This window comes from Arthrobacter sp. SE2 (assembly GCF_058244265.1).
This window is the reverse complement of sequence record NZ_JBZAYA010000009.1, coordinates 92,331-115,856: the sequence shown is the minus strand read 5'-3', so window position 1 is coordinate 115,856 and position 23,526 is coordinate 92,331. Positions and strand designations below refer to the sequence as shown.

23 protein-coding genes are annotated in these 23,526 nt (G+C 62.4%); 6 read left to right on the top strand and 17 right to left on the bottom strand.

What is annotated here, in order from left to right:
• Nucleotides 1-63: 63 nt before the first annotated feature.
• The 13 genes from AC4CS3_RS14005 to AC4CS3_RS13945 form a co-directional block, all read right to left on the bottom strand.
• Nucleotides 64-807, bottom strand: a complete 744-nt coding sequence (locus AC4CS3_RS14005) for an aldolase/citrate lyase family protein (RefSeq protein WP_490783968.1) — start codon at nt 805-807, stop codon at nt 64-66.
• Entirely contained in the window at nt 807-1,241 is a 435-nt protein-coding gene (locus tag AC4CS3_RS14000) for a cupin domain-containing protein (protein WP_490783967.1), read from the bottom strand. Before AC4CS3_RS14000 ends, AC4CS3_RS14005 begins: the two co-directional genes overlap by 1 nt.
• Nucleotides 1,238-2,161, bottom strand: a complete 924-nt coding sequence (locus tag AC4CS3_RS13995) for a polysaccharide deacetylase family protein (RefSeq protein ID WP_490783966.1) — start codon at nt 2,159-2,161, stop codon at nt 1,238-1,240. The genes AC4CS3_RS14000 and AC4CS3_RS13995 overlap by 4 nt, the downstream gene beginning before the upstream one ends.
• 83 nt (nt 2,162-2,244) lie before the next feature.
• On the bottom strand, nt 2,245-3,066 hold the full coding sequence (locus tag AC4CS3_RS13990) for an MBL fold metallo-hydrolase (protein WP_490783965.1): 822 nt from the start codon (nt 3,064-3,066) through the stop codon (nt 2,245-2,247).
• A gap of 26 nt (nt 3,067-3,092) precedes the next feature.
• Nucleotides 3,093-3,818 (bottom strand): MBL fold metallo-hydrolase, encoded by a 726-nt coding sequence (locus AC4CS3_RS13985; protein ID WP_490783964.1) that lies wholly within the window; start codon nt 3,816-3,818, stop codon nt 3,093-3,095.
• A 29-nt stretch (nt 3,819-3,847) separates the two neighbouring features.
• Complete coding sequence (locus tag AC4CS3_RS13980) at nt 3,848-4,522, bottom strand: cysteine hydrolase family protein (RefSeq protein ID WP_490783963.1); 675 nt, start codon at nt 4,520-4,522, stop codon at nt 3,848-3,850.
• A 105-nt stretch (nt 4,523-4,627) separates the two neighbouring features.
• Nucleotides 4,628-6,220, bottom strand: a complete 1,593-nt coding sequence (locus tag AC4CS3_RS13975; protein ID WP_490783962.1) for an ABC transporter substrate-binding protein — start codon at nt 6,218-6,220, stop codon at nt 4,628-4,630.
• Nucleotides 6,221-6,293: 73 nt separating this feature from the next.
• Entirely contained in the window at nt 6,294-7,109 is an 816-nt protein-coding gene (locus AC4CS3_RS13970; RefSeq protein WP_490783961.1) for an MBL fold metallo-hydrolase, read from the bottom strand.
• Nucleotides 7,110-7,118: 9 nt separating this feature from the next.
• A complete protein-coding gene (locus AC4CS3_RS13965) occupies nt 7,119-7,943 on the bottom strand; it encodes an MBL fold metallo-hydrolase (RefSeq protein WP_490783960.1) in 825 nt (274 codons plus the stop codon).
• A 64-nt stretch (nt 7,944-8,007) separates the two neighbouring features.
• Nucleotides 8,008-9,069: an ABC transporter permease gene (locus AC4CS3_RS13960; RefSeq protein ID WP_490783959.1), complete on the bottom strand. Its 1,062-nt coding sequence runs from the start codon at nt 9,067-9,069 to the stop codon at nt 8,008-8,010.
• A complete protein-coding gene (locus tag AC4CS3_RS13955; RefSeq protein WP_490783958.1) occupies nt 9,066-9,878 on the bottom strand; it encodes an ATP-binding cassette domain-containing protein in 813 nt (270 codons plus the stop codon). Before AC4CS3_RS13955 ends, AC4CS3_RS13960 begins: the two co-directional genes overlap by 4 nt.
• 2 nt (nt 9,879-9,880) lie before the next feature.
• On the bottom strand, nt 9,881-10,771 hold the full coding sequence (locus AC4CS3_RS13950) for an ABC transporter ATP-binding protein (RefSeq protein ID WP_490783957.1): 891 nt from the start codon (nt 10,769-10,771) through the stop codon (nt 9,881-9,883).
• Entirely contained in the window at nt 10,768-11,670 is a 903-nt protein-coding gene (locus AC4CS3_RS13945; protein WP_490783956.1) for an ABC transporter permease, read from the bottom strand. The genes AC4CS3_RS13950 and AC4CS3_RS13945 overlap by 4 nt, the downstream gene beginning before the upstream one ends.
• A gap of 272 nt (nt 11,671-11,942) precedes the next feature.
• Between AC4CS3_RS13945 and AC4CS3_RS13940 the strand changes: the two genes are divergently transcribed.
• The 6 genes from AC4CS3_RS13940 to AC4CS3_RS13915 all read left to right on the top strand — a co-directional run bounded on the left by AC4CS3_RS13940 (nt 11,943) and on the right by AC4CS3_RS13915 (nt 18,272).
• A complete protein-coding gene (locus AC4CS3_RS13940; protein WP_490783955.1) occupies nt 11,943-12,920 on the top strand; it encodes a branched-chain amino acid transaminase in 978 nt (325 codons plus the stop codon).
• 32 nt (nt 12,921-12,952) lie between these two features.
• Nucleotides 12,953-13,858: an acetamidase/formamidase family protein gene (locus AC4CS3_RS13935; RefSeq protein ID WP_490783954.1), complete on the top strand. Its 906-nt coding sequence runs from the start codon at nt 12,953-12,955 to the stop codon at nt 13,856-13,858.
• Between the two features lie 32 nt (nt 13,859-13,890).
• Nucleotides 13,891-15,315: a dihydroorotase gene (locus tag AC4CS3_RS13930; RefSeq protein WP_490783953.1), complete on the top strand. Its 1,425-nt coding sequence runs from the start codon at nt 13,891-13,893 to the stop codon at nt 15,313-15,315.
• A gap of 185 nt (nt 15,316-15,500) precedes the next feature.
• Complete coding sequence (locus AC4CS3_RS13925; RefSeq protein WP_490783952.1) at nt 15,501-16,499, top strand: aldo/keto reductase; 999 nt, start codon at nt 15,501-15,503, stop codon at nt 16,497-16,499.
• A 152-nt stretch (nt 16,500-16,651) separates the two neighbouring features.
• Nucleotides 16,652-17,266: a PepSY domain-containing protein gene (locus AC4CS3_RS13920; protein ID WP_490783951.1), complete on the top strand. Its 615-nt coding sequence runs from the start codon at nt 16,652-16,654 to the stop codon at nt 17,264-17,266.
• Between the two features lie 121 nt (nt 17,267-17,387).
• Nucleotides 17,388-18,272 carry a helix-turn-helix transcriptional regulator gene (locus AC4CS3_RS13915; RefSeq protein ID WP_490783950.1) on the top strand — a complete coding sequence of 295 codons (885 nt, stop codon included), beginning with the start codon at nt 17,388-17,390 and terminating at the stop codon, nt 18,270-18,272.
• A 418-nt stretch (nt 18,273-18,690) separates the two neighbouring features.
• On the opposite strand, the gene AC4CS3_RS13910 is transcribed toward AC4CS3_RS13915, so the two are convergent.
• The 4 genes from AC4CS3_RS13910 to AC4CS3_RS13895 are packed head-to-tail and all read right to left on the bottom strand — an operon-like array spanning nt 18,691 to nt 23,514.
• On the bottom strand, nt 18,691-20,319 hold the full coding sequence (locus AC4CS3_RS13910; protein ID WP_490783949.1) for a glycoside hydrolase family 66 protein: 1,629 nt from the start codon (nt 20,317-20,319) through the stop codon (nt 18,691-18,693).
• 34 nt (nt 20,320-20,353) lie between these two features.
• Nucleotides 20,354-21,250: a carbohydrate ABC transporter permease gene (locus AC4CS3_RS13905; protein WP_490783948.1), complete on the bottom strand. Its 897-nt coding sequence runs from the start codon at nt 21,248-21,250 to the stop codon at nt 20,354-20,356.
• Nucleotides 21,247-22,221 carry a carbohydrate ABC transporter permease gene (locus tag AC4CS3_RS13900; protein ID WP_490783947.1) on the bottom strand — a complete coding sequence of 325 codons (975 nt, stop codon included), beginning with the start codon at nt 22,219-22,221 and terminating at the stop codon, nt 21,247-21,249. The genes AC4CS3_RS13905 and AC4CS3_RS13900 overlap by 4 nt, the downstream gene beginning before the upstream one ends.
• 3 nt (nt 22,222-22,224) lie before the next feature.
• Complete coding sequence (locus AC4CS3_RS13895) at nt 22,225-23,514, bottom strand: extracellular solute-binding protein (protein WP_490783946.1); 1,290 nt, start codon at nt 23,512-23,514, stop codon at nt 22,225-22,227.
• Between the last annotated feature and the right edge of the window lie 12 nt (nt 23,515-23,526).

Sequence of the window (23,526 nt, the reverse complement as noted above, 5' to 3'; positions counted from 1 at the left end):
CTTTCTTCATCGTCACAGCATGCCAGCTTCGGCACCGCGGCAGAAGAATTATTCGACTCATTTTCACGGGGAGTCACATCGCTTCCATTTGGTCTCTGGAGCGGCGGAGTTTGCCAACCGCGCGATCATCGAGGCGAGTTCCCGCTCCCAGTACACCGCGGCGCGATCGGCGCCCCGGGCATGGACATCGCCGGCACTGGCGATGTCGCTTGCGGGAAGTCCCACGCTTTGGCCGGAGGCTCCGAGGACGTCGACGACGCGCTGGACGGATTCCTCAAGCGCGGCCGCCCCGGGCCTCCCCTGTTTCAGCAGTTCGCCGGCAAGGTCCGTGGGGCCAACCCAGCCGCCGTCGAAACACTCCAGCGCCACGAAGTCTTCGACGGCGTCGACGGCTTCCGCCGTCTCAAAAAGCACCGTCAGCCGGGGTTCCAGGGAATAGTCCGCACCAAACGCCGAGGCGAACGAAGCCTGTTTTGGCCGGAACCCATGGGGGCCGAACCTCGTCGCCCGGTAGGCGCGTTCAAGTTCCTTCGGATGCCGCACCCTGGGGAGGACAATTTCGTCCACGCCAGTGTTGGCGAACGCTACCAAGGTCATGTCTTCAAGGTCAGGGACACGGACGGCGACCCGGGTAGTGGCCCCTGACAGCCGCTGGACCGCATCCGCGCATTGCTGGAGCGTCAACGTGGTCTGCTCTGCGTCGAGGACCACGAAATCCAGGTTTCGGTAGGCAACTACCGACAAGAGCGTGGGAGTCGGCTCGGCCGTGATGAGTCCAACCTGCCGGACCAGCGGCGACGTCGCCATCACTCGTCCGCCACGAACTGCCAGTCGGCGGGCTTGCTGACGCCGACAACCAGGTTGACGTCTTCGTTGCCGTCGTTGGTGATGCCATGGGTGGTGCCCCGGGGAATGTAGATGCCATCGCCAGGCTTAGCCCTGTACTCGGTGTCGCCCAAGTGGACGAGAGGCTCGCCCGAAATGACCACGTAGAACTCGGAGGCATCGGGATGGTGATGGCACAGGTGATGTTGACCGGGGAGAATCCTGCCCCAACTGACGCACAGGTCGTCGGATCCGCTCAGGTCACGCGAGATGAGCGTGGAGACGAGGCCTTGGTCCTGTTGCCCGCGAAGTCCCGTCTTCTCCAGTGCCGTAAAGCCCTGTTGAACCACGTTATGGACCAACCGCGAAATATCCGTGGCCGCAGGAGTTCTTTCTCCCGGCATGGACGTAGTCACGCGCGGCCTTCGTACGCTGCTTCGAGCTGGCCGGCGGCAGGCGCGTTGGCGATCCACCACCGGGCAATCTCCTCCCTTGTGGCGAACCAGACGTCGTTCCGCGCGAGTGCATACTCCAGGAAGCGCCTGACCCCCAAGGCGACGCTGGGCCGCCCGCCGATGCGCAAGTGCACTCCTACGGACATCATCCTGGGTACGGTTTCACCTTCGATCAGGAGGCAGTCGAGGCTGTCCTTCAGTACATTGAAGAAGTCATCCGCCGTCCCGAGGCTTCCCGGGCCCCAGAACCTCGCGTCGTTGGTGTCGCCCGAGTAGGGGACCACAAGGTGGCGGGATTCTCCGGCGGCGACAAAATACGGCAAGTCGTCCGCATAGGAATTGGAGTCATAGAGAAAGCCCTCGTCCTTGAGGATCTCGCGGGTGTTCTCCGTGATTCCCTCGCGGACATACCAGCCCACCGGCCGGACACCCGAGACTCCCTCGATCGCCGCCACGCAGGCCCGGATTTCGGCCAGTTCTTGGGCCGGAGTCATTCCGACGGTTCCCCGCCATTTGTAGCCGTGCGCGCAAATCTCATGTCCATCGCGAACGATCGCATGGGCGGCTTCGGGGTTCCGTTCCAGGGCTACACCGCAAGCCATGAATGTCGCGGGCACGCCGTAGTCCCGGAGCAAAGCCAAAAAGCGCCAGATGCCTACCCTGCTGCCGTACTCAAAGAAGGATTCCTTCATCAAGCTCCGCCGGCCCGGATCCGAAGACCAGCCACCGAAAATCGTGACGTCTTCATCGCTTTCATCACCGGCCTCTATGGAGCTCTCCGCGCCTTCCTCGTAGTTGATGACCATGGAGATGGCCACCTTGGCACCATTCGGCCACGTCACGACCGGGGGGTGTTCCCCGTATCCAATGAGGTCTCGCATTGACTCACTCCTTGCCGTTCGCCGCTCTCAATCGAAGCGTCGCATCTCGAATTCATTATATTGAATCAAACTTCACTATACAATCAGCGGCCTTCCGCGTAGACCTTCCTGTGCGCGGCCAGAGACGTCCTGAGCATTCCGTCGACGTCGTCGATCACGTTGCCGTGAGCCGGACCGATCAGCTTCGTGGGAAGCGTGTCCAGTACCGCTTCAATGCCGGCGAAGGCATCGCTGACGTCCACGAACTTCGTCCAGTAGAGAGCCCGGCCAGTGCCATATGCCGCTTGCTCCACGGTGGGAGGTTCCGGCATCTCGCCGGACAACAAGCGGCATTGGCCGGGAAGATGGACCGGCTCGTCGTCGTCCTCTGCCGCCGCCCCGTCCGCTGCGGGAACATCGTGGATGAAGGAGAAGCCGTCCGAAACAAACATCATCCGGGCGCCGTCGTCGTGCCCCCACAGCGTGTTCTCAAGGTCCCGGATGAAGGCCGGGAGGAAGCGGAACTCCCGATCGCCCAGATCAATCCGGCTTCCGGCCGTGTGGGTCCTGAACCTGGAGCGGTATTCAGGGAAATGCAGATGGTAATCACGGACGTCACCCACCACGAGCGCGCCGGGGTACTTGTCCAGCAGTGCGGGCAGGTTCCCGGCGTGAGGGATCTCGGGATGGGTCGGGAAGACATAGTCCAGGGGACGTTCACCGAGGACCAATTCCAGCTGGGCGAGAAGGAGGGCACGGTGAGCCGGATCCCCTGTGTCCACCAAGAGCGTCGCTTTGGAGCCCACCACCAGATAGGACGAGACGTGATAGTGGACTTCCTGCCCCTGGGCGTTGGCCGACAGGCAGCCACCCAGCCAGTAGGTTCCGTCGGCGAGCCACCGGAGTTCGACTGCATCGTGCTTCACTGGATTGCTGTTTATTGAATCGTGCTTCACTGGATACCCATTTCCTCGATTGCCCGCGCCAGCTCCCCTGCCTGCTCAAGGCACATGTCCCTGCCAATAAAGGGAGTTCCGTAGCCGGGGCCCACCGCGCGGACATCGCGGTCCCTGAAGATGTCCCTAACGTTCTTGGCGATCGGACTGGTATCCGCCCCGGTGAACCAGCGGAATTTCCGGAGCCCCTCACGGGTCTCCGGATCGGCACTGCCGCCGTGCGTGAATGCATCCGAGGTCAGCAGCCCGCCCGATTCCGGATCGAAAACCCAGAGCGTCGGCAGAAGCCGGAGGAGCGGTGAAACGAGTTCGACGACGACGCCGTCCAGCACTTCTACCCGCATCGATGTCCCCGGATCGACGGCAATCCGTTTGGATTCGGCCTTCGAACGAGGCACGGTGATTCCGCCGGTGTACCAGACCGAGCCGACCGGGAAGCGCTCCTCGATGGCGGGGATGTTGAGGCAGCATTCCATTTCGGTCCGGGTGAGGACAATGGAGAGCGGCTCTCCGGGTGAGAGCAGCCGGTCAAGCTGTTCGATGATGCCTTCCTGATGAAGGCGAATCCCGGTGTCTACCAGCACTGAACCGGACGGCCCCCTGATTAAGTAGCAGTTCACCGCTTGCGCACGCCGTACGCCAGGAGGGCACCAGCTCACGCGCTCATCCAGTTCGATGTCCCCGCCGAGCCGGTAGATCCGGCCGCTCAGCAAATCGCTCACTCTCACTCCTTCCCTTGGATCCGGATGGTTCAGGAGGTGCTGGCTGTCTCCCAGACAGCAATAGCTTCATCGAGGGTGCAGACGTCGTGCCGGGCTCGCATGACTGTCAGCGCGGCGTCGTGCACCACGGTGTCGTAGGCTCCCACCGCATCCTCGAGCAGCACTGCATAGAAGTCGTTGTGCACGGCGTCGCGCAGGGTTGCTTCCACGCAGCCACCGGTGGAAACGCCCACGAGCGCCACCGACTCGATTCCCTGGCTGCGGAGCAGCAAGGCGAGTTCTGTGGCGATGAAGGCGCTGGGGCGTCGCTTGGTGATCACGACTTCCCCGTCTTCGGGCATGCAGGGTTCGCAGAACTCCGTCGCGGGGTCGCCTTTGGCGCTGAGTTTGCCGAGGTCAATGGGGCGACCGTTCGCTGCGGTATAGAGGGCACGCAGCCAGGCCGCCGGCGAGCTGGCGCCGTCAGGAAGGTTCTCGACGCGAATGTGGAAAACCGGCACCCCATTGGCACGAGCCGCAGTGATGGCGCGGCCGCACTTTTCGACAACGGACGGCATCATGCTCATGTCGTGCCCGGAGTCTCCTATTGCGCCACCGGACGAAACAGCCCCCACCTGCATGTCGATGACAACCAAGGCAGTGGTGGCGGGATCGAGCAGTTCATGGAGGGTGTCGCGGACGGGTTTGCCGCAAATTTCAATCATGATCTTCTTCCTTCAAGCGGATCCGGCGTCAAAGCGGATCTGGGGTCGGGTGAGTTCTGGCCGACGGTCGCCCGCCGGCCAGAACCATGTGCTTCACAGGGTTTGTTACTTGCCCAGACCGGCGAAATAGACCTGGTCGTTGGTGAGCGGTACGGCCCCCGTCAGGGTGTCCTGCTTGACGATCAGGTTCCGGACCTGCACCAGGGAGAGAATCGGGGCGCCCTGGTCCACCAATCCGGCCATCTTCTTGAGCAGGGCTGCCCTCTGGTCCGTGTTCGCGCTCGGGGTGGCGGCCAGCTGGGTCCGCGTGGCATCGAATTCAGGATTGGACCATCCGGTGCTGTTGCTTGGGGCTCCGGTGGAGTAGAACGCGTAGGTGTAGAACGCGGGGTCGGCGATGACGATCGGCTCGGAGTACAGGACGGCTTGGAAGCGGCCGTCGATGAGCGCTGAGGAGAAGTCGGTCGGGCTGGCCACGTTCAACAGCTGCACTGTGATTCCGACCTTCGCCAGCATGGATTGGATGAGGACGGCTGAACTCTTCGCGACGGGGCCCGGGCGGCTGACGCTGTAGCTGAGAGTCAGGGGGAACCCGTTCGCGTACTGGGTCTGCGCCAGCAGCTTCTTGGCCCCGTCGGGATCGTATTTGTAGGTGGGCGAATCCTTCACCGTCGGAAAGATCGAGCCTGCCGGGTCCGCGAGGCCGGCGTAGGCGCCCTTGGCCAGGGCTGCTCGGTCGATCGCCATGGAAACTGCCTGGCGAACCTTCTCATCTGCCAAAGGACCGGTCTTCGTGTTGAACATCATGGTGTCGCGGGTCTGGCTGGTGCACTTGAGGACACTGACCCCACTGACACCGGTCATGGAGCTGTATTGGTCATATTCAAAGCCGTTGGCAATCTGGGCCTCGCCGGTCTTCACCAATTGGGTCCGGGTGGCGGTGTCGGGGACAGCCTTGACCACAACCCGCTTTACCGAGCCTCGATCGCCTCCCCAGTTCGGGTCCGCCGTCACCGTCAGGGACGTGCCGGGAGTGAACTCCTCAAGGTTCCAACCGCTGTAGTCGGCCAGGTTCTTCGAGAGCCACTTGTTGGCCGTGGGGTCATCCGGCGTGACGTGAAGTTTAGCTTCCTTGCTGTCGTGGATGTAGAAGAGATTGTTCTGCAGTGACTCGAGCGTGTAGGAGGTCATCCCCAGGGTGTTGAGTTCAACAGTGCGGTCATCGATCACGGTGACGAGGTTGTCCACGTTGAATCCGCTGCTCTTGAGCGTCCCCTTCATGACGGGCTGCCGCACCATGCCAATCGCCAGGCTCCATTTCACGTCCTCGGCCGAGAGGGTGTTTCCAAACTGGCTTGTCAGCTTCCGCAGCTTAACGATGACCCCCTTGCCGTCGGCGGCGGCTACCGCACTCTCGGCGAGCCGACCGGTGACCGCGGTAGACGGCGTCGAGCATGATTGGTCATCAGTCGCGCCGGTTTTGTACTCCAGCAGCTGGGAACCGAGGCCGGTGAGCACCACATGCGATGCACTGCCGCCCCAGGGGGCGGGGGTGAGACTGTCCGGGAGGGCGCCGACGGCGATGACGACCGACTCCGGCTTGGCCACCGCAGCGGTGGGAGTGGCTCCCCCGCATCCGGTGAGCGAAACAGCTGCCGCGGCTGCGACCCAGCCAAGCAATAAACGCGAATTCTTCATAAGCCTGGTTCCAATTTCTGTACAGAGGGAAAGGACGTGTTACGAGTAGTGCGCTGCTGATGTGGGCAGTGGATTAGTAACGGTAGGCGTGCTTGTGGCCGGCCCGGATGATGGGCGCCACCTCCGGAATATTGGTGATCACGTTGCCGTGGGTGGGCGCTACGATCTTGACCCCAAGGTCGTCCATCAGCTTGCCGACCCGGTCGTAAACCTGGTCGGCGTCGTTGGCGAATCTGGCCCAGTACAACGCGCTGCCGGTAAAGAAGGCTGCGTTCTCGACCGCGATGGGTGCCGAGAGTTCATCTGTCGTCAGGCCACATTCGCCGGGGAGGTGCACCGGATCCTCATCATCGAGTTCCGGGCGGTGCATGTAGCAAAAGCCATCGGCCGTGAAGAGCACGCCCGACTTCGGTACGAAGCCCCATTGGGTATTTGGCAGGTCCCTGATCATCGCCTCGACGATCACGAATTCATATCCGCCGCCGAGATCCACTTTGTCCCCGGGAACCCGGGCATGAAGGTTGGGCACGATCTGGGGGTAGAAGAGGTGGTAGTCCCGAATGTCGCCGACAACTATGATGTCGGGGTACTTCTCGACGAGGCGGGGAAGGTTTCCTGTGTGCGGAAGCTCCGGATGCGTCGGGAAGACGTAGCTCAGCGGCTTGTCCCCCAGCAACCCGTCAAGGGTTTCCGAAATGATGTTCCAGCTGGAGGGGTTGCCCGTGTCAATGAGGATTGACGACTCGGTCCCTTGTGCCAGGTACGTGGAGGTGTGCCCGTGGATCACGCGGTCCTGGAGGTGGAACGGCAGGCACGAGCTCATCCAGGTGACGCCGTCGGCTACCTCACGCGGGAGGTCGCGGCTCATGGTTTCTACTAGTTCTTCCATGGGATTCTCCTATGCCTTTTCCGGTGTCAGCGCGGCGAGCATGAAATCAAGGTGCCGGCGGACGAGTTCACGTCCGCGGATCACACAGCCGCGGGAAGGGGCGATGGTCTCGGGGGCCAGGGTCTCGAACTTGTCAGAGAGCCATTCGCGAAGCGGCTCGCACGTGGCCCGCGGGATCCACTCGTATTTCGCGTAAAGATGCTCAGCGACTTGCTTGGCCGTGGTGGTGTCCTGGGCGAGCGAGTCAATGATGCGGGAACCGTCCGGGCTCGTCATGGTGGCGTGGGTGAAGGTATCGGAGGTGAAGATGGTTCCGGTATTCGCGTCCCATCCCCAGAAGGTCGGGAGGAGCCGCAGGAGCGGCGACTCAATGGTCAAGTGACGCCCCGGCGCCACCTCGATCTCCGGGGTGCGGGCCATGGAATCTCCGCCCTCTCCCTTCTGGTCGATCTGCTGCCGGCGGCCTCGAAGCGCGAGGCGGCTCAGGTCGTCGAAGGCATCGAAGGGGTTGATCGCGCCGCCGGTGAAGAGGCGCTCGATGTCGAATTTCCCGGCAATGGGTTCCAGGTTCGAAACGCAGTCCATCTCGCTCCGCGTGAAAAACATGGAGAGCCGGCCGTCGTCGTCAAGCAGCTCAACCAGGTCATCGAGGATCTCCTGGCTGTGGACCGCGAGCCCGGTGTCGATCAACAGCCGGCCGGACCCCTCACTGAGGAGATAGCAATTCGACGGCTGGAAGCCGGTTGCTCCGGCCGGTACCCAGCTCACGCGGCCGTCGAGCGGAATGGTTCCACCGAGGGCGATAACTTTATCTTCATGAACTTTAGTGAACATATCTTCAATCTATTGAAGTCGGGAGATGTCTGTCAAGACTTCTCCGGAGGCGGCTAAGGGCTTCTTAAGAGATGGCTGCCGGGGTTGCGCCCAGGCGCGGCTGACGGCGTCCGGCCACGGCCTTGCTGCGCGTACGGGGGTCCAGAAGGGTTATCAGGGCGTCGAGAATGACATAGCCGAGCAAGCTCGTGGATCCCATGATGAGGACAAAGCCTTGAATGACCGGCACGTCGCCTTTGAGCACGCCGTCGAGCGACCAACCGCCCACTCCAGGCCAGGAAAAGACACTTTCCACAATGGCCGCTCCGCTGAGGGACGCGGCAAAAAGAAGTACCAAGTAGGTCATGAGTGACCCTCGAATGTCGCTGAGGGCATACCTGAAGACCTGGGCAGGGCGCAGTCCGCAGGCCCTCGCAAATTCGATTTGTGGTGATTGGAGCACCTGCAGTAGTCCTGAGCGCACTGTCTTTCCGAACGGGGCAGCGAAGAACAAGCCCATAGTCACGATAGGAAGGACGGCCCGGCCGAGGATTGACGAAAACGTTCCCCACTGGCCGGCAATTATCGCGTCAAGAGGGATTGATCCCGTGACGTGCGGCGGAGTGATTTGCGCACTGGAGAGCATGCCGATCGGCGCGGGCGCGATGCGCAGTTGTTGATAGAAGACAAACAGCAACACGAGCGCCAGCACGAATTCCGGCATTGCCATGAGGATGGATATCCAGAAGGTGAAGGCCTTGTCCGCAAAGCGCCGGTAGCGATAGGCCGCGAACGTTCCACTCGCCATGCCGACGATGAGGGCCAAGGCGAGTCCTGGCACCAAGTAGATCAAGGTATTGGGGAGCCGGGTCAGGATTTCGCCGGAAACCGAACTGCCCGTGAAGAGGGAATGGCCAAGGTCGCCACTCAGGGTCCTGGACATGTAGCCGAGGTAGCGTTCCCAGAAAGGCAGGTCCAGGCCAAGTTCCGCGTGGATACGGGCGACGTCTGCCGGAGTTGCGTATTCACCCAGAAGGGCCACGGCCGGGTCGCCGGGAAGAAGGGATACGAGGCCAAAACTGAGAGTGATGAGGCCACACAGCAGTAAGGCTGCAATCAGGAGCCTTGAAATGATGTAGCGGATCATGAAATCTGCCCCTGGGAATTCGTAGTGCCAACGACGGCGGAATAGGGAACCACCGGCAACGCGGCTGCAATGAGCGATTGGGTATAGGGGTGCTGCGGCGCCATCAAGACGTCCCGGGTGGGGCCAACCTCGACGATTTTGCCGCGATGCATGACAGCCACGGTGGAACAGAAATGCCGCACGGTTTCGATGTCATGGGAAATGAATACATAGGTGAGGCCCCGCGAAGCCCTGAGACGAGCGAGGGTGCGCAGGATCGAGGCCCGGATGGTCAGGTCCAGCGAGGACGTTGGTTCGTCCAGGACCACCAGGCTGGGATTCGTGACCAGGGCGCGTGCAATGCCTACGCGCTGTTGTTGTCCACCGCTCAGGTTCGCCGGACGCCGGTCCATGAAATCGGCCGAGAGGCCTACCTCCTCCAGGGTCGCCAGGACTCGCAACCGACGCTCGGCACGGTTGCCCATCCGGGCGACGATGAGCGGCTCCTCGACGATCTGCCGGATCGTCAGGCGCGGGTTCAATGACGCGAAGGGTTCCTGGAAGACGATCTGCCAATGGCGCCGCTTGCGGCGGAGTTCGCCACGGCCGAGGGCCAACACGTCCTGCCCTTCGATGACGACGGATCCGGAATCGGGCTCCGTCAGCCTCAGGACCAGGCGGCCGAGCGTCGACTTGCCGGAACCGCTTTCGCCGATGATGCCGAGCGTCTCGCCGGCGTCCACGGACAGGGTAACTCCGTCCACGGCACGCGCTTCTCCATGGGGAGTACGGAAGATCTTCGTGACGTCCACGAGTTCAAGGAGCGGCATTCTCAAGACCTCCGGGCTTCGGACAATTGGACCTGGGACGAGTCCTGCGTTTCCGGCTCCGCGATATCCGGTGCTTCAGCGCTCCCTGGCACGTAAGGCGTCTCGTCTTCGGGACGCACCACCGAGTTGAGCAGGGAGATCGTGTAGGGATGCTGTGGACGGACGAAAACGTCGTCAACGGGTCCTTGTTCCACGATATTTCCGCGGTACATGACCAGTACGCGGTTACAGTATGCGGCCACCACCCCAAGGTCATGGGTCACAATCAGCATCGAGCGGCCGCTCTCGACCGTCAGGCGGCGAAGAGTATCGAGGACCTGGCGCTGGACGGTGAGGTCGAGCGCCGTCGTCGGCTCGTCGGCGATCACCAGCTGCGGGTTGAGGTAAAGCGCCATGGCGATGACGACGCGCTGGGCCATGCCGCCGCTGAGTTCGTGCGCATAACCGCGCATGACGCGTTCCGGATCGCGGACTCCCGTCGATTCCAACAGCTGCAGTGCACGGCTGCGCTCGGAGGCATCAACCTTCACTCCATGCGCCTTGGCGATATTGGCAAACTGCTTCTCGATGCGGGTCACCGGATTCAGGGCGCTGAATGGATTCTGGGCAATGAATCCGATGTCCTTTCCCCTGATTTGGCGCATCTCCCGTTCGGGCAGGTCCAAGAGACTGCGTCCGGCGAAGCTAACGTTGCCGGCGGACACTTTGCCTGGCGGCATCAACAACTTCGTGATGGAACGGACCACCGTCGATTTGCCCGATCCGGACTCACCGACTATCCCGACAATCTCGTTGTCCTGCACCTCAAAGGAGACACCGTGCAACGCTCGTACCACACCCCGGGGAGTGTGGAACTCGGTTTCGAGTTCCCGGACTTGGAGGGTCTTGTTCATCGGGGGCGCTCCACTCGTTCCATCTTGTTCTCAACGGCACCGGCAATGATGTTGAGCGAACCGATGACCAGGAGCAGGGCCAGTGCCGGAAAGGCCACGGCCCACCACTGACCCCGGATGAGCATGCTGACGCCGTCTTCGATCATCGCGCCCCAGCTTGGCTGGGGCGGTTTGACCCCGACGCCGAGGAAGTTCAACGCGGCAATCGTGCTCAAGGCGCCGGCGGTGGTCAGCGTGGCCTGCACGAGGATCACACCGTAGGCGTTCCTGAAGATGTGGTTGAAGGCCACACGGATGGGCGAACATCCGATGGCCACTGCCGCCTCGACGTACCTTGACGAACGGAGCGAAATCGCCGCCGCGCGGGACAAGCGAACAAAGCGTGGAGCCGCAACCAGGGCGATGGCGAGGATGACATCGGTGGCTCCGCCGCCCATGAGCTGGATGGACACCACGGCAATCACGATGATGGGGAGCGCGGCGAAAGCGTCAACTACCCGCATGATCGCTTCGCCGGCCAAACCGGTAGTGGCGAACAGGCCCAAGGGAACGCCGATGACAAGGGCAATAGCCGTCGCCGCAAGCGAAATAGGAAGGTCGAGCCTCGCCGATTCAATCGTCCGGGAGAACACATCCATGCCGTTGCCGTCCGCGCCAAACCAATGAACGGAGTTGGGGGCCAGGGCCATGGATTCCACGTCCGGTTGCAGGGGGTTCTGGGGAAGGTGGAGAAAAATCGCCGCAAGCGGGAGTCCCACAATGATGCCGGCGGCGACGACGGCGAGGACCGCCCCTGATCGCTTGTACGCCCAGGCCCTGCCTTGCTTGGCCCAGCTCGACGCACGTCCGCCCAGGGAGGTCACCGGAGTCCGGGACTCGACTGTCGTAGTTTCACTCAATTGGCACTCGATCCGGTTGACGGGTGTAGGTGAAAGTCTTCTTTTGACTGGCGCATCCGGGCTCCAGCCACTCGACATCCTGCCGAGAATTTACATATCGAAGTTTCATCACTTTATTGAAGTCTCTCATTGAGTGTCAATGGTCACTGTTGACAGGATCATCAAGCATCTTCATTATGGTGACAACACCGACAGTAAGATGAAGACGGATGTCAACCTTGGTGTGAAGCCGAGCCCCTGATCTGTTTTCCGAACACGATTTGGAGACAACAATGACCAATCTGAGTGAATCCGCAACTGTGACCGACACCAAAGCGCCCGCATTCGAGCCCAGTGTTCAATACCTTCTCCGTGACGGCGAACTGGTGGAATACGCAGATGCCAAGCTCCATGTCCTGAGCACCACGTTGAAGTACGGCGTCGGCGTCTTCGAAGGATTCCGCGCCTACTGGAGCGATGAGGACCAGCAGCTCTACGCCTTCCGGGTTGCCGACCACATGCGCCGGTTGATTGACTCGATGCGGGTGGTGGAAATCGACGGGCCCCGCGACATCGGCGTCTTGAGTGAACAATTGCTCGGCCTGGTGCGCGCAAACGAGTTGCGCGGGAACCTCCACATGCGCGCACAAGTATTCGTCGACTCGAGCGATGGCAAGCCGGAGGACACCGGTCCGGTCACCGTATTCATGGCGGCCATCCCCATGGGCAACTATTTCGGGGCCAGCGGACTGGACGTGCAGATCAGCAGTTGGGCCCGTTTGTCCGACCGCTCCATGCCGCCCCGGGTCAAGTCGATCGCCAATTACCAAAACGGGCGTCTTGCCATGCTGGAGGCGCGGCGCAACGGCTACGATGCGGCCCTGCTGTTGACCGAGGACGGCCATGTTGCCGAAGGTGCCGGCTACAACGTGTTCATGGTTCGCCAGGGCCGGCTGTGCACGCCCCCCGCAACGGACAGCATCCTGGAGGGAATAACCCGGGACAGCGTCCTTCATCTGGCACGAAACGTCCTCGGCGTCGACGTCGACATCCGGGCAATCGACCGCACGGAACTCTACTCGGCCGACGAAATCTTCGTGTGCGGCAGCGCCGCCGAAATCAACCATGTCTCTTCCGTGGACCGCACGCCGATCGGCGAGGGAACGGCCGGCGAACTCACCCGCCAGCTTCAACAGGCCTACCGGCAGGCCGTCGTCGGACGAGTAGCCTCCGATCAAAAGTGGGCCCTGCCCGTCTACCCCACCGCATAGCTTCACCGCACCGCCTCAACGAAAGGGGCAGCATGCTGAACATGCTCCACGCAAGCCACGAATCGGCGTCGGGATCCTTCGACCGCGACGCCACCCCGGTGATTGAAGTAAGCCAGGGCGAGCAGTTCTCCCTCGGCGCCCGGAGCCTGCTGACCGGAGGCCTGTTCGAAAGCACCGGGGAGTACGAGAAGTTGTCGATCCCCGTGACCGGGCCGGTCGCGGTGCGCGGCGTCAATCCAGGGGACACACTCCGGATAAACGTCCACGAGATCCGGATAGCGGACCGTGGCGCCATGGTCACTCTTCCCGGGCGCGGCGGTTTCACCGGCGGGCTGGGGCGATCCGGCCGGGTTGTCGACATTGTGGACGGGAGCGTCCGGTTCGACGACGACATCCGGATTCCCATCCGGCCGATGATCGGCAAGATCGGAGTGGCACCGGCCGATGGGACTCCCAACTCAAGCACGGTCGGAGTGCACGGCGGCAACATGGACTGCAAGGACGTGACCGCCGGTTCCGCCGTCATCTTGCCCGTCCAGAACGCGAACGCCCTGCTATACGCCGGCGACCTCCATGCAGTACAGGGAGACGGCGAGTGTTCCCTCACCGCCGTCGAGGTCGAGGGCAGCATCGTCCTATCCTGCCACGTCCTTGCAGGGGTCACCGTCAAGCGGCCGGTGGTCTTGTCCGGGGGCTCCGTCATCACGATCGGCGACGGCGAGACCCTCGACGACGCCGCGCGGCTGGCGCTCGACGACATGCTCGAGCTCCTGCAGGCGGACAGGAAATGGACCCGGGAGAAGACGGCGATGCTGATGAGCGCAGCCGCGGACGTTTCCGTGTCCCAGCTCGTCAACGCCCGCGCCTCGGTAAAAGTCTCCCTCGCCGACCGCTACTTCACGTCCGCACCGTTTTCCCTCAACCCCCACCAATCCTGAACCTCACCAACACTGAAAGGCGCGACCTCCTGATGCTTGATCTCGTTCTCACCAACGGCCTGGTGGTTACCCCGTCCGGCGCCAAAACCCTGGACATCGGCATAGCGGGGGGCAAGATTGTGTCCCTTCGCGAGACCGGCCTCGGACCCGCGGAGGAGGCGACACGTACGGTCGATCTCCGCGGCCAATTGGTTGTCCCCGGCGGCGTGGACCCGCATGTCCACACCAACTCCGTCCTTCCAACGGCTGCCGAAAGCGGAATCAAGTGTTTTGGCCCTGATCGCGTGAGTGAGGGCGCCATCTACGGTGGCACCACCACTTTGGTGGACTTCGCGCATTGGCAACCCGGCGATGAGCTCTCGGAGTCCTTTGCCCGCAAATCGGCCGAATGGGCCGGATCAAGCTACACCGATTACGCCTTGCACGGGACGTTCAAGGAACCGGAGATTCCGTTCGAAGTACTCGAACAGATTCCCGACGCCGTCGCCGCCGGCCACGGAAGCTACAAGGTCTGGATGACGAACACCACCCCGACGCGCCCCAAGCAGAAGACAGACCTCGGCAATATGTGGGGGCTCATGCAACAGACAGCCCAGGCCGGAGCAATGCTGGCGGTACACGCCGAGGACGACGACATCGTCATGTACGCCTACAAGCAATTGCAGCGCGAAGGCAGGATCGGGCTGGAGAACATGCACCACGCCCACAACAACCTCTCGGAAAAGTTGTCCTTCCAGCGAGTCATTACGCTCGCCGAGCACGTCGGTGCGCCGATCTACCTCATGCACGTCAGCGCCCGGGAAGGCGTGGACGCCATCCGGGAGGCGAGGGGGCGCGGCCAAGCGGTCTATGGCGAGATCCTCCCCCACTATGCGTACTTCACGGCGGAAGACTACAAACAGAAGAACGGCGCGATTTATCACACCTACCCTTCGTTGAAATCGGAAACCGACCGCGACTCCATGTGGGAATCGCTGCTCGACGGCTCGCTCAGCACCCTGGCAACCGACGGCGTGTGCACCGACCTCGACGTGAAGACCCGGGGCAAGACCATTCTTGACGCCACGGGCGGTCATGCCGGCGTCGAGATGCGCATGGCCGTGGCGTACACCGAGGGGGTGGCCAAACGCGGGCTCGATCTCACCCGCTTCGTTGACATCACCTCCGCCAACGCGGCGAAGATCCTCGGCCTGTACCCGCAGAAGGGCGTGATTGCCGTGGGCAGCGACGCCGATTTGGCTGTCCTGGACACCACAGTGAAGCGTGCCATCCACGCCGAGGACCTGCACGAAGCCGACTACACACCCTGGGACGGCTACGAGGTGGCCGCATGGCCGAGCATGACAATCCTGCGCGGACAGGTCATGGTTGAAAACCGCGAACTGAAGGCAGAAGCCGGCGGCTCGCTGCTCAAGCAGCATGTCTCGAGCGACGTTCGGAACCGGCCAGCCTGCTGACATTCAGTGCCCGACGGCGGCAGCTCACCTGGTGCACGACGGCGGCGGACCGCCGTCGTCGGGAACTTCCCTCTGAGAGAGGTACTGACAGGGACTCCCAGCCAGTACCAAAGCGTCCCTAGTGTTGACGGCAAGGCCGGAGCTTGATTCACGACACTGGGATTCACGACACAGGAGGACGAACGATGGAAAAGCGCACACTGGGCACCAACGGCTTGGAGGTCTCCGCCGTCGGGCTGGGCTGCATGAGCATGACCGGTGGATACAGCGACAAGCCGGACCGGCAGGAAATGATCTCGCTGATCCGCGCCGCCGTCGACCGGGGCGTGACATTCTTCGACACTGCCGAAATCTACGGCCCGTATGCCAACGAGGAGCTCGTGGGCGAAGCCCTCGCCCCGTACAAGGGCCAAGTGGTGATCGCTACCAAGTTCGGTTGGGACATCGATCCCGCCGAGCGGAAGCCGAGCGGGCGCGTGAGCAGCCGCCCCGAGGTCATCAAGGACGTCGTGGACGGCTCCCTGCGCCGGCTAGGCGTCGACGCGATCGACCTCTACTACCAGCACCGCGTGGACCCCGACGTTCCCATCGAAGACGTAGCGGGTGCGGTCAAGGAACTGATCGAGGCCGGCAAGGTGAAGCACTTCGGCATGTCCGAAGCGTCAGCGGGAACAATCCGCCGGGCGCATGCCGTCCAGCCCGTGAGCGCTGTCCAAAGCGAATACTCCCTCTGGTGGCGCCGTCCCGAGAAGGAAGTGCTGGCGGCGTGCGAGGAACTGGGCATCGGCTTTGTCCCCTACAGCCCGCTCGGCAAGGGCTTCCTGACAGGAACCATTACCGCGGCCACCAGCTTCGACGCCGGCAACGACATCCGCAGCACTATCCCACGGTTCGCGCCGAATGCGCTCCAGCACAATGCCGCCGTCGTCGAACTGCTCGCAAGAATCGCACAACGCAAGGGCGCCACTCCCGGGCAGATCGCGTTAGCTTGGCTCCTGGCGCAGAAGCCATGGATCGTCCCGATCCCCGGAACGCGCAGGCTGCACCGCTTGGAGGAAAACATCGGTGCCGCCGTCGTCGAATTGTCCGCCGCGGAACTGGGCGAAATCGAGGACGCCGCCTCAAGGATCCAGGTGCAGGGCGGGCGCTACAACGACGCCGCAGAACGGATGACCAACCTCTAGGCGTCCGCACGGCGCCACGCTTCCGGATCCTGTGAGCCAGGCAAAATGTCACAGTTCAGGCACAGCATAGGTATACAGGGGCCAAAGCCTGGGGTTCGAGGATGGGAAACAGCTTCGAACCCCTCGGAGTTGAACCTCTAAGGAGCAACATCGTGAACAAAGTCCGGAAAATCGCAGTGGGCGCGGCCCTGATCGGCGCCGTCGCAGGCGGCGGAGCCCTCACCGCCATGGCCCTGCCGGCTAACGCTGCAACTACTGACACTTCGACCGCCAGTCCATCCGCCCCTGCCACGAACGTCGGCACGCACGGAAACGAAACGGCCCTGACCGGCGACACCGCAACCAAGGTCAAGGCCGCCGTGCTGGCGGCCAACTCCGGCGCCACGGTGGAGAACATGACCACCGAAGACGACGGCAGCGCCGCCTACGAAGCCCACATCACCAAGTCGGACGGCACGCACGCCACCGTCAAGCTCGACGCGAGCTTCAAGGTCACCGCAACCGAAACCGGCGGCCCGGGCGGCGGGAAGGGCGGCCACGGCAACCACGGAAACGAAACCGACCTCACGGGTGACACCGCAACCAAGGTGAAGGCCGCTGTGCTGGCGGCCAACTCCGGCGCCACGGTGGAGAACATGACCACCGAAGACGACGGCAGCGCCGCCTACGAAGCCCACATCACCAAGTCGGACAGCACGCACGCCACCGTCAAGCTCGATGCGAGCTTCAAGGTCACCGCAACCGAAACCGGCGGCCCCGGTCACTAACTCCCAGTCCAACTAACCACGGTGGGCGGATACGGCACCCAGCCGTATCCGCCCACAGCCGGCTTGAAGGGTGTACTGATGGGACCTCCCACACCTCCACTGCCGGAAGTAGCCTGAATCCATGGACAGTCAAAACGATGTGAGTGAGTTCCTGCGCTCCCGCCGGGCCAAAGTGACCCCCGAGCAAGTGAATCTCATTGTGGGTGCCAACCGCCGGGTGCCTGGGCTGCGGCGGGAAGAAGTCGCAACCTTGGCTTCAGTCAGCGTGGACTACTACGCGCGGCTAGAACGCGGCAACCTCACAGGCGTCTCCGACGAAGTGCTCGAATCCATTGCCCACGCCCTCAGGCTGGACGAAGCCGAAACCGCGCACTTGTTCGATCTCGCCCGGGCCGCGCAGCCCGGGCCGGCCCGCCGCCGTCGGGCAGTCACGCCCGCGCAGCAGGTCCGCCCGAGCCTCCAGCGGTTTATCGACGCGATCACGGGTGCCCCGACGTGGGTGCGGAACGAGCGCATGGACCTCATCACTGCCAACCCGCTCGGCCGCGCCCTTTTCTCGCCCCTCTTTGCCGATCCGGTCCGGCCCGTGAACAACGCCCGGTTCGTGTTCCTCAACCCCGAGTCACGCAACTTCTACCTCGATTGGGAGCAAGGTGCGAACGACATTGTGGCCACCCTCCACAGTTACGCCGGCCGGCAGCCGCACAACAAGGGCCTGAGCGACCTGGTCGGCGAGCTCGCCACTCGAAGCGAGGAATTCCGCACACGCTGGGCCGCCCACAACGTCCGCTTCCACCGAACCGGCACCAAGCGCATGCACCACCCGGTGGTCGGGGATCTCGAACTCAGCTACGAGGCAATGGAGCTGCCCGCCAACCCCGGGTGGACGGTGTTCGCCTACACCGCGGAACCAGGGTCGGCGAGCGACGAACGCCTGAAACTGCTCGCGAGCTGGGCGGCTACCACCGCCAGCGAACTGGCTGCGCCGGCGTCGATCTCCGACTGACCGTTCAGGGCATTGCGGCCAGGCCGCTGGCGGCCGCCGCTCGGCCGCGCGCAGTGAGGGTAGGACCGTCAATCCTAGGAAAAGCAGGGCGCGGCCCAGCTGCTGACATCGTCTTCCGGAGCCCTTAGCGTCTTTAACAGAACCTTGAACGACGGCGGTTCCGCCTTGAGTACTCGGGTTTCTTCCAGCCGCTAACTGATTTACAGTCCAGGGCTCCACGTTTTAGATGAGAAGAAGATGACTATGGAATTTTCGTTGATGATGGCTTGTGCAGTTATCGGCATCGTGAATAATGACAGCCGCAGTGCCTTGCCGGGAGCACCGGTTGTTCCGGCACGCCCGGCGAGGAGCCTGCGGCTGGCTCGGCTCCGGGGTTGGCTCGCAACCGCATTGCACCGGGTAGCTTGGGGAATTGAGCCTAAGGTGCCGGCGTTGGTGGAACCTTAGCGGGTTCCTCCGTCACGTAGACGAGCTGCCAGAAGTGCGGCGCAGGAAGAATCGCCGTCGCATAGTCTCCTTCGAGTTCCACTGGAGCCTCAACCAATCTCGACCTGCGGTCGGGGTCCGCGTACCGAATGCGTGGCACTGTACCCCGTGTTCGCCGGATGCGCAGACGCCCATCGCCAGGTGATTGCGGTACCGCCCGCGGCGCATCCCATTCGGTGTCCGACTGGCCCAGCAAGTTGATCAGATGGATGACGAAGCCGCCCGGCACCTTGGTCACGCGGCGCCAGACAGCCCCTGGCTCAGGCCGATCCGATACCGCCGCGCTTTGGTAGGAAATGTCCAGATCGTCGTTGTACGCACCCGCGTATGATCCGGTGACATCGCAGATCCCGGGATCCATGATCAGTTCGTCGTGTTCCACCAGGAAGTCGTACCAGCGGGCCAGGAAACTCGATGTCTCCTGGTTGATGGGGTGGTTGCGGACGTAGTAGGGATCAACCAACACCCTGTCCCCTTCGCCGGCGAGTAGCTGGGTTGCCCCATGGGAAAACAGCGTGGCCATGGTCAGCGCGGTTGCCCGGTCGGCGGCTTGCTGGTCGGCGCTGTCGTACACGTGCTGGTATGCAGCGATCACCACCGGTTGGTTTCGACGCACGGCCTTGGCTCGGTTGACCACATCTGCCAGGGAACCCAAGGTCGTGTGCGGAGGCCAGACTTCGACGTAAACAGCGTCCTGGGGGGCCGGCGCCGTGCGCCACGTGGGAAAGTCGTTGACATTGTTGAAGACCAGATGGCTGGCGGGCAAGGCATCCCGGACGCCGTCGATCAGTTGAACGAAGGAATCCGCGACGTCGACCATGGCACCATCGGGCGTGGCTGCGCGTTTCGGATATCCATATTGGTCCAGGTGGAAGCCGTCGAATCCTAGCGACGACGTGGCGTCGGCGAGTTCCCTGGTGAAATGGGCGAGCCATGGTTGGGCTGCGGGGTCCAGGAGGAAAAGGAAGTCCCCCAACGCGTAAGGCTCGCCATTTGGCATGAGCAAGGCGTGCTGCTCCCAGTTGTCCCACTCGCCGGGACCGGCTGCGTACACCGCGGCATAGCCGAGTGCCCGGGATCCCGCTGCCTGAACAGTCCGCACAAGTTCCTTGACCGTGGCCAAGGAAACAGGCTGGGCGAGGGCGTCCGAGTATTCCTCGCCGCCGCCCATCAAGTCCGCGTGCCGGTACGCCCAATCGTAGAACTGAACACCGTTCAGATGCAGCCGGCGCACGAGTTCGGCAACGGGCTGCACGTCCTTGCCCGGAGCGTAGCTAGCCACGAAACCGTACCTCAGGCGCGCCCTTGGGTCCGCCGAAACCTCGACGGCGGTCCGCGCCGTCTTGCCGCCGGACTCCAGTTCCATGCCATAGCCACCCGGGTCGAGAGGGCCCAGGCTAAGAACCCCGGACGTGCATCCTTCGAGTGCCTGGACCTGCTTGCCGAGGTGCCAGACCGTCAAGGCGGCGGTGCCGCCGTCGGGAATCCAGAGCTCGACGGCGACCGGTTCCGTGGGCGAGTAGCTCGCCTTGGTAGGGAGAATGTCGAGGGGTTGAGGCATGGGATTGTCCTTGGGAGTTGTGACGATTAGACGCCTATTTGACGGCGCCGGTGGTGATTCCGGCGATGAGGTGCTTTTGTCCAGCGATGTAGACCGCGATAACAGGGATGACAGCGAGCGTGGACGCCGCGAATACAAGGCCCCACGCGGTTGAGTGTTCGCCTTGGAACGCAGCGATGCCAAGGGGAAGCGTGCGCTTGGCAGCGTCGCTGATGACGGTCAAGGCCCACACGTACTCATCCCATGCCCCCAGGAACGAAAAGACGGCTGCGGTCGCCAGGGCGGGCCGGGCAAGAGGGATGTACAAGACCAGGAATTTACGGAGGATGCCCGCGCCATCTACAGTCATGGCTTCGTCCAGTTCCCGAGGAACCCTTTCGAAAAAGGCCCGCAGGAGGAACGTGGTGAAGGCAATCTGGCCGGCTGTGTAGAAAAACACCAGGCCTTCCAGGGAGTCGAGCATGTTCAGGCTCTTCGCGAGAACGAACTGCGGGACGATCACCACAATGCCCGGAATCATCAGCCCGGCCAGCAGCATGGAGAACATGAGGTTCTTCAGTGGGAAGTCGAAGCGGGCGAAAGCGAAGGCCGTCATTGACGAAATGACCACTGACGCCACGGTGGTCAGCACTGAAACGTAGGCGGAATTGCCAAAGAACCCGGCGAAATTGTTCTCCGTCCAGGCCTCCTCGTAATTTGCCGGGGTGAGGTTCTGTGGCAGGAAGTGGGGAGGATTTGGAAGTGTGGCGGTGTTCGGCTCCAGCGAAGTGGACACCATGATCAAGAATGGCGCCACCATCATCACGGCCCCGCACAAGACGATCGCAACGCGGACCAGCGGCCAGGCGTTGAACGGCCGTTTAGAGCGTTCGTTCCCGCCGGCTTTGTCCGCCTCGCGCAAGCTTTTGGGCTTGAGGGAAGTCGTCGTCATCGCAGGGCCTCCTTCTTCTCGCCAAGGAATTTGAACTGGGCGAACGACACAATGAAGATGAAAATGGCGAGGATAAAGGACATGGCCGAGCCATAGCCGAAGTCCAGGAACGAAAATGCCTGTTTGTACATATAAGTCAGGGGAACTTCCGTGCTTCCGGCAGGTCCGCCGTTGGTCATGAGAAGGACCGAGGGGAAGACATTGAACGCCCCGATCACTTGCAGGACCAATACAAACAGCAATGTTCCCCTGATTCCGGGAAGCGTAACGTGGACGAACTTATGCCAGGCATTGGCCCCGTCAAGCGCTGCCGCTTCATACAGTTCCTCGCCTACCCCGCCCAGCGACGCGAGAAGCACTACCAGGCACCATCCGAGGTTCTTCCAAATCCCCAGGAGGGAAATCGCGATCAGCCCCGTCCAACGCTGTTCGAGCCACGGCACCGCATGGTCGGAAAAGGAGAAGAAGTCAGTGATGAACCAATTGACAGCGCCGTTGTCGGTCGTGAAGAGGAACTTGAACAACAAGGAGACGACCACCCAGCTGGTGACCACCGGGATGTAGAACAGGACCCGGAAGAGAGTGCGCCCCGGCATCTTCTTTTGGAGCAAGATTGCGAAGAACAGGCCGAGCGCTACGGTGGCCGGGACGGACATCAACAAGTACACGCCTGCGTTGACCACGCTGGTCCAAAACTGGGGATCTCCAAGAGCCCGAATGTAGTTGTCCAGTCCGATGAAAGTGCTGGCCTGCGTCGGCAGCACCGACCAGTTGTAGAAGGAGATCTGCAGGGAACGCACCAATGGATAACCGGTGGTAAGCAAGAACAGAATCAGCCCGGGCGCCGCGAACGCCCAGGGCACCCACCAGTGCGAGGGCCTGCGGCTCGCCCCTCCGCGGCCCGGCTTGCGAGGCCGGGCCGCGGAGGGCGTCGAGACTGCCTGTTCCGGGAGGACATCTTGTGACGGCATGTATCAGCCTTGCGCCAAGAGCGGATCGATCTGTGCCACCGCTGCATCCATCGCTTCCTGGGCGGACAGCTTGCCTTGGAGTGCAAGCTGGGCCTGCTTGGTGAAGATGTCATCGACCTTTGCCCACTGGGGGGTGGCAGGCCGGGGTTTGGCTGTCTTGAGCTGCTCAAGGAAGGCGCCATAGTAGGGCTGGATGGCGGCCATTGTTTCGGCCATGTCCTTCTCCGCGGAAAGTTGGCCCACCTGGCCCATCGCTTTCTGGGCATCCGGAGAAAGCATGTAACGGATGAACTCGGCGCTTAACTCCTTGTTCTTGGATTGCTGCGTCATGACGATGTCCTCGCCACCCACCACGCTGATGCTGCCGCCGGCGCCGCTGAACATCGGTGACGTCTGGGGGTGGAAATTCGGGTAGGAGGTGGCCATGTTCGGGAAGGTCCATGGGCCGTCCACAATGGTCGGATACATTCCCTTGGGCAGGCCGTCGCCCGTGGGCGTCCCGCCGCTGCCGCCGAGAATTACTCCGGGAATGGCCTTCTTGTTGTACAGGTCGACGATCATCTGCAAGGCTGCGACGGCCTTGGGCCCGTTGAGGTAGCCCGAGGACTTCTTCACGTCCGGATCAGTCATGTCGCCGCCGTTGGACCAGATGTAAGGCAGCATCTGCCACGCTCCGGAACCGCCTTCGGCGAGGATGTACTTGCCTCCCACCTTGTCCGCCGCTGCCTTGAGCTCGTCCAGAGTCTTCGGGACGGAAGCGACGCCGTTGGCCTTGAGCGCCTCGTCGTTGTAGATGACCACCTTGGTGTTGGTGTCCAGCGGAAGTCCCCAGGACTTGCCGTTGTACTTGTTCGTAGCCAGCGGACCAGGGAACATTTTGTCGGCCCAGGACTGGAAGTCCGGCATGGCCTCACTCAGTGGAGTCAGCACACCGATCTTGGCCAGTTCGGGGACCGTGACGATATCCGCGCGGACAACGTCCGGCAGGCTCTGACCAGCAGCTGCGGTGACGAGTTTCTGGTGCATGTCCTTGTCTGGAATCTGCACCGCCTTGACCTTGACCCCGGGATGCAGCTTCTCGAAGTTCGGGATGACAGTGTTTTCCAGCGCCTTGATCTCACCCCCGCCGGCGCTGTAGGCATGCCAGAACGTGATCTCGCCGGATACAGCGGCCCCCGATGACAGTGTGGACACTGCTGCGGATTGGGCTCCGCCCCCTCCGGTGTCGCAGGCCGTGAGGCCTGCGGCCGCCAGGAGGGCTATGGAGGAGAGAGTGACAAGCTTTTTCATCATGGCTGGACCTTT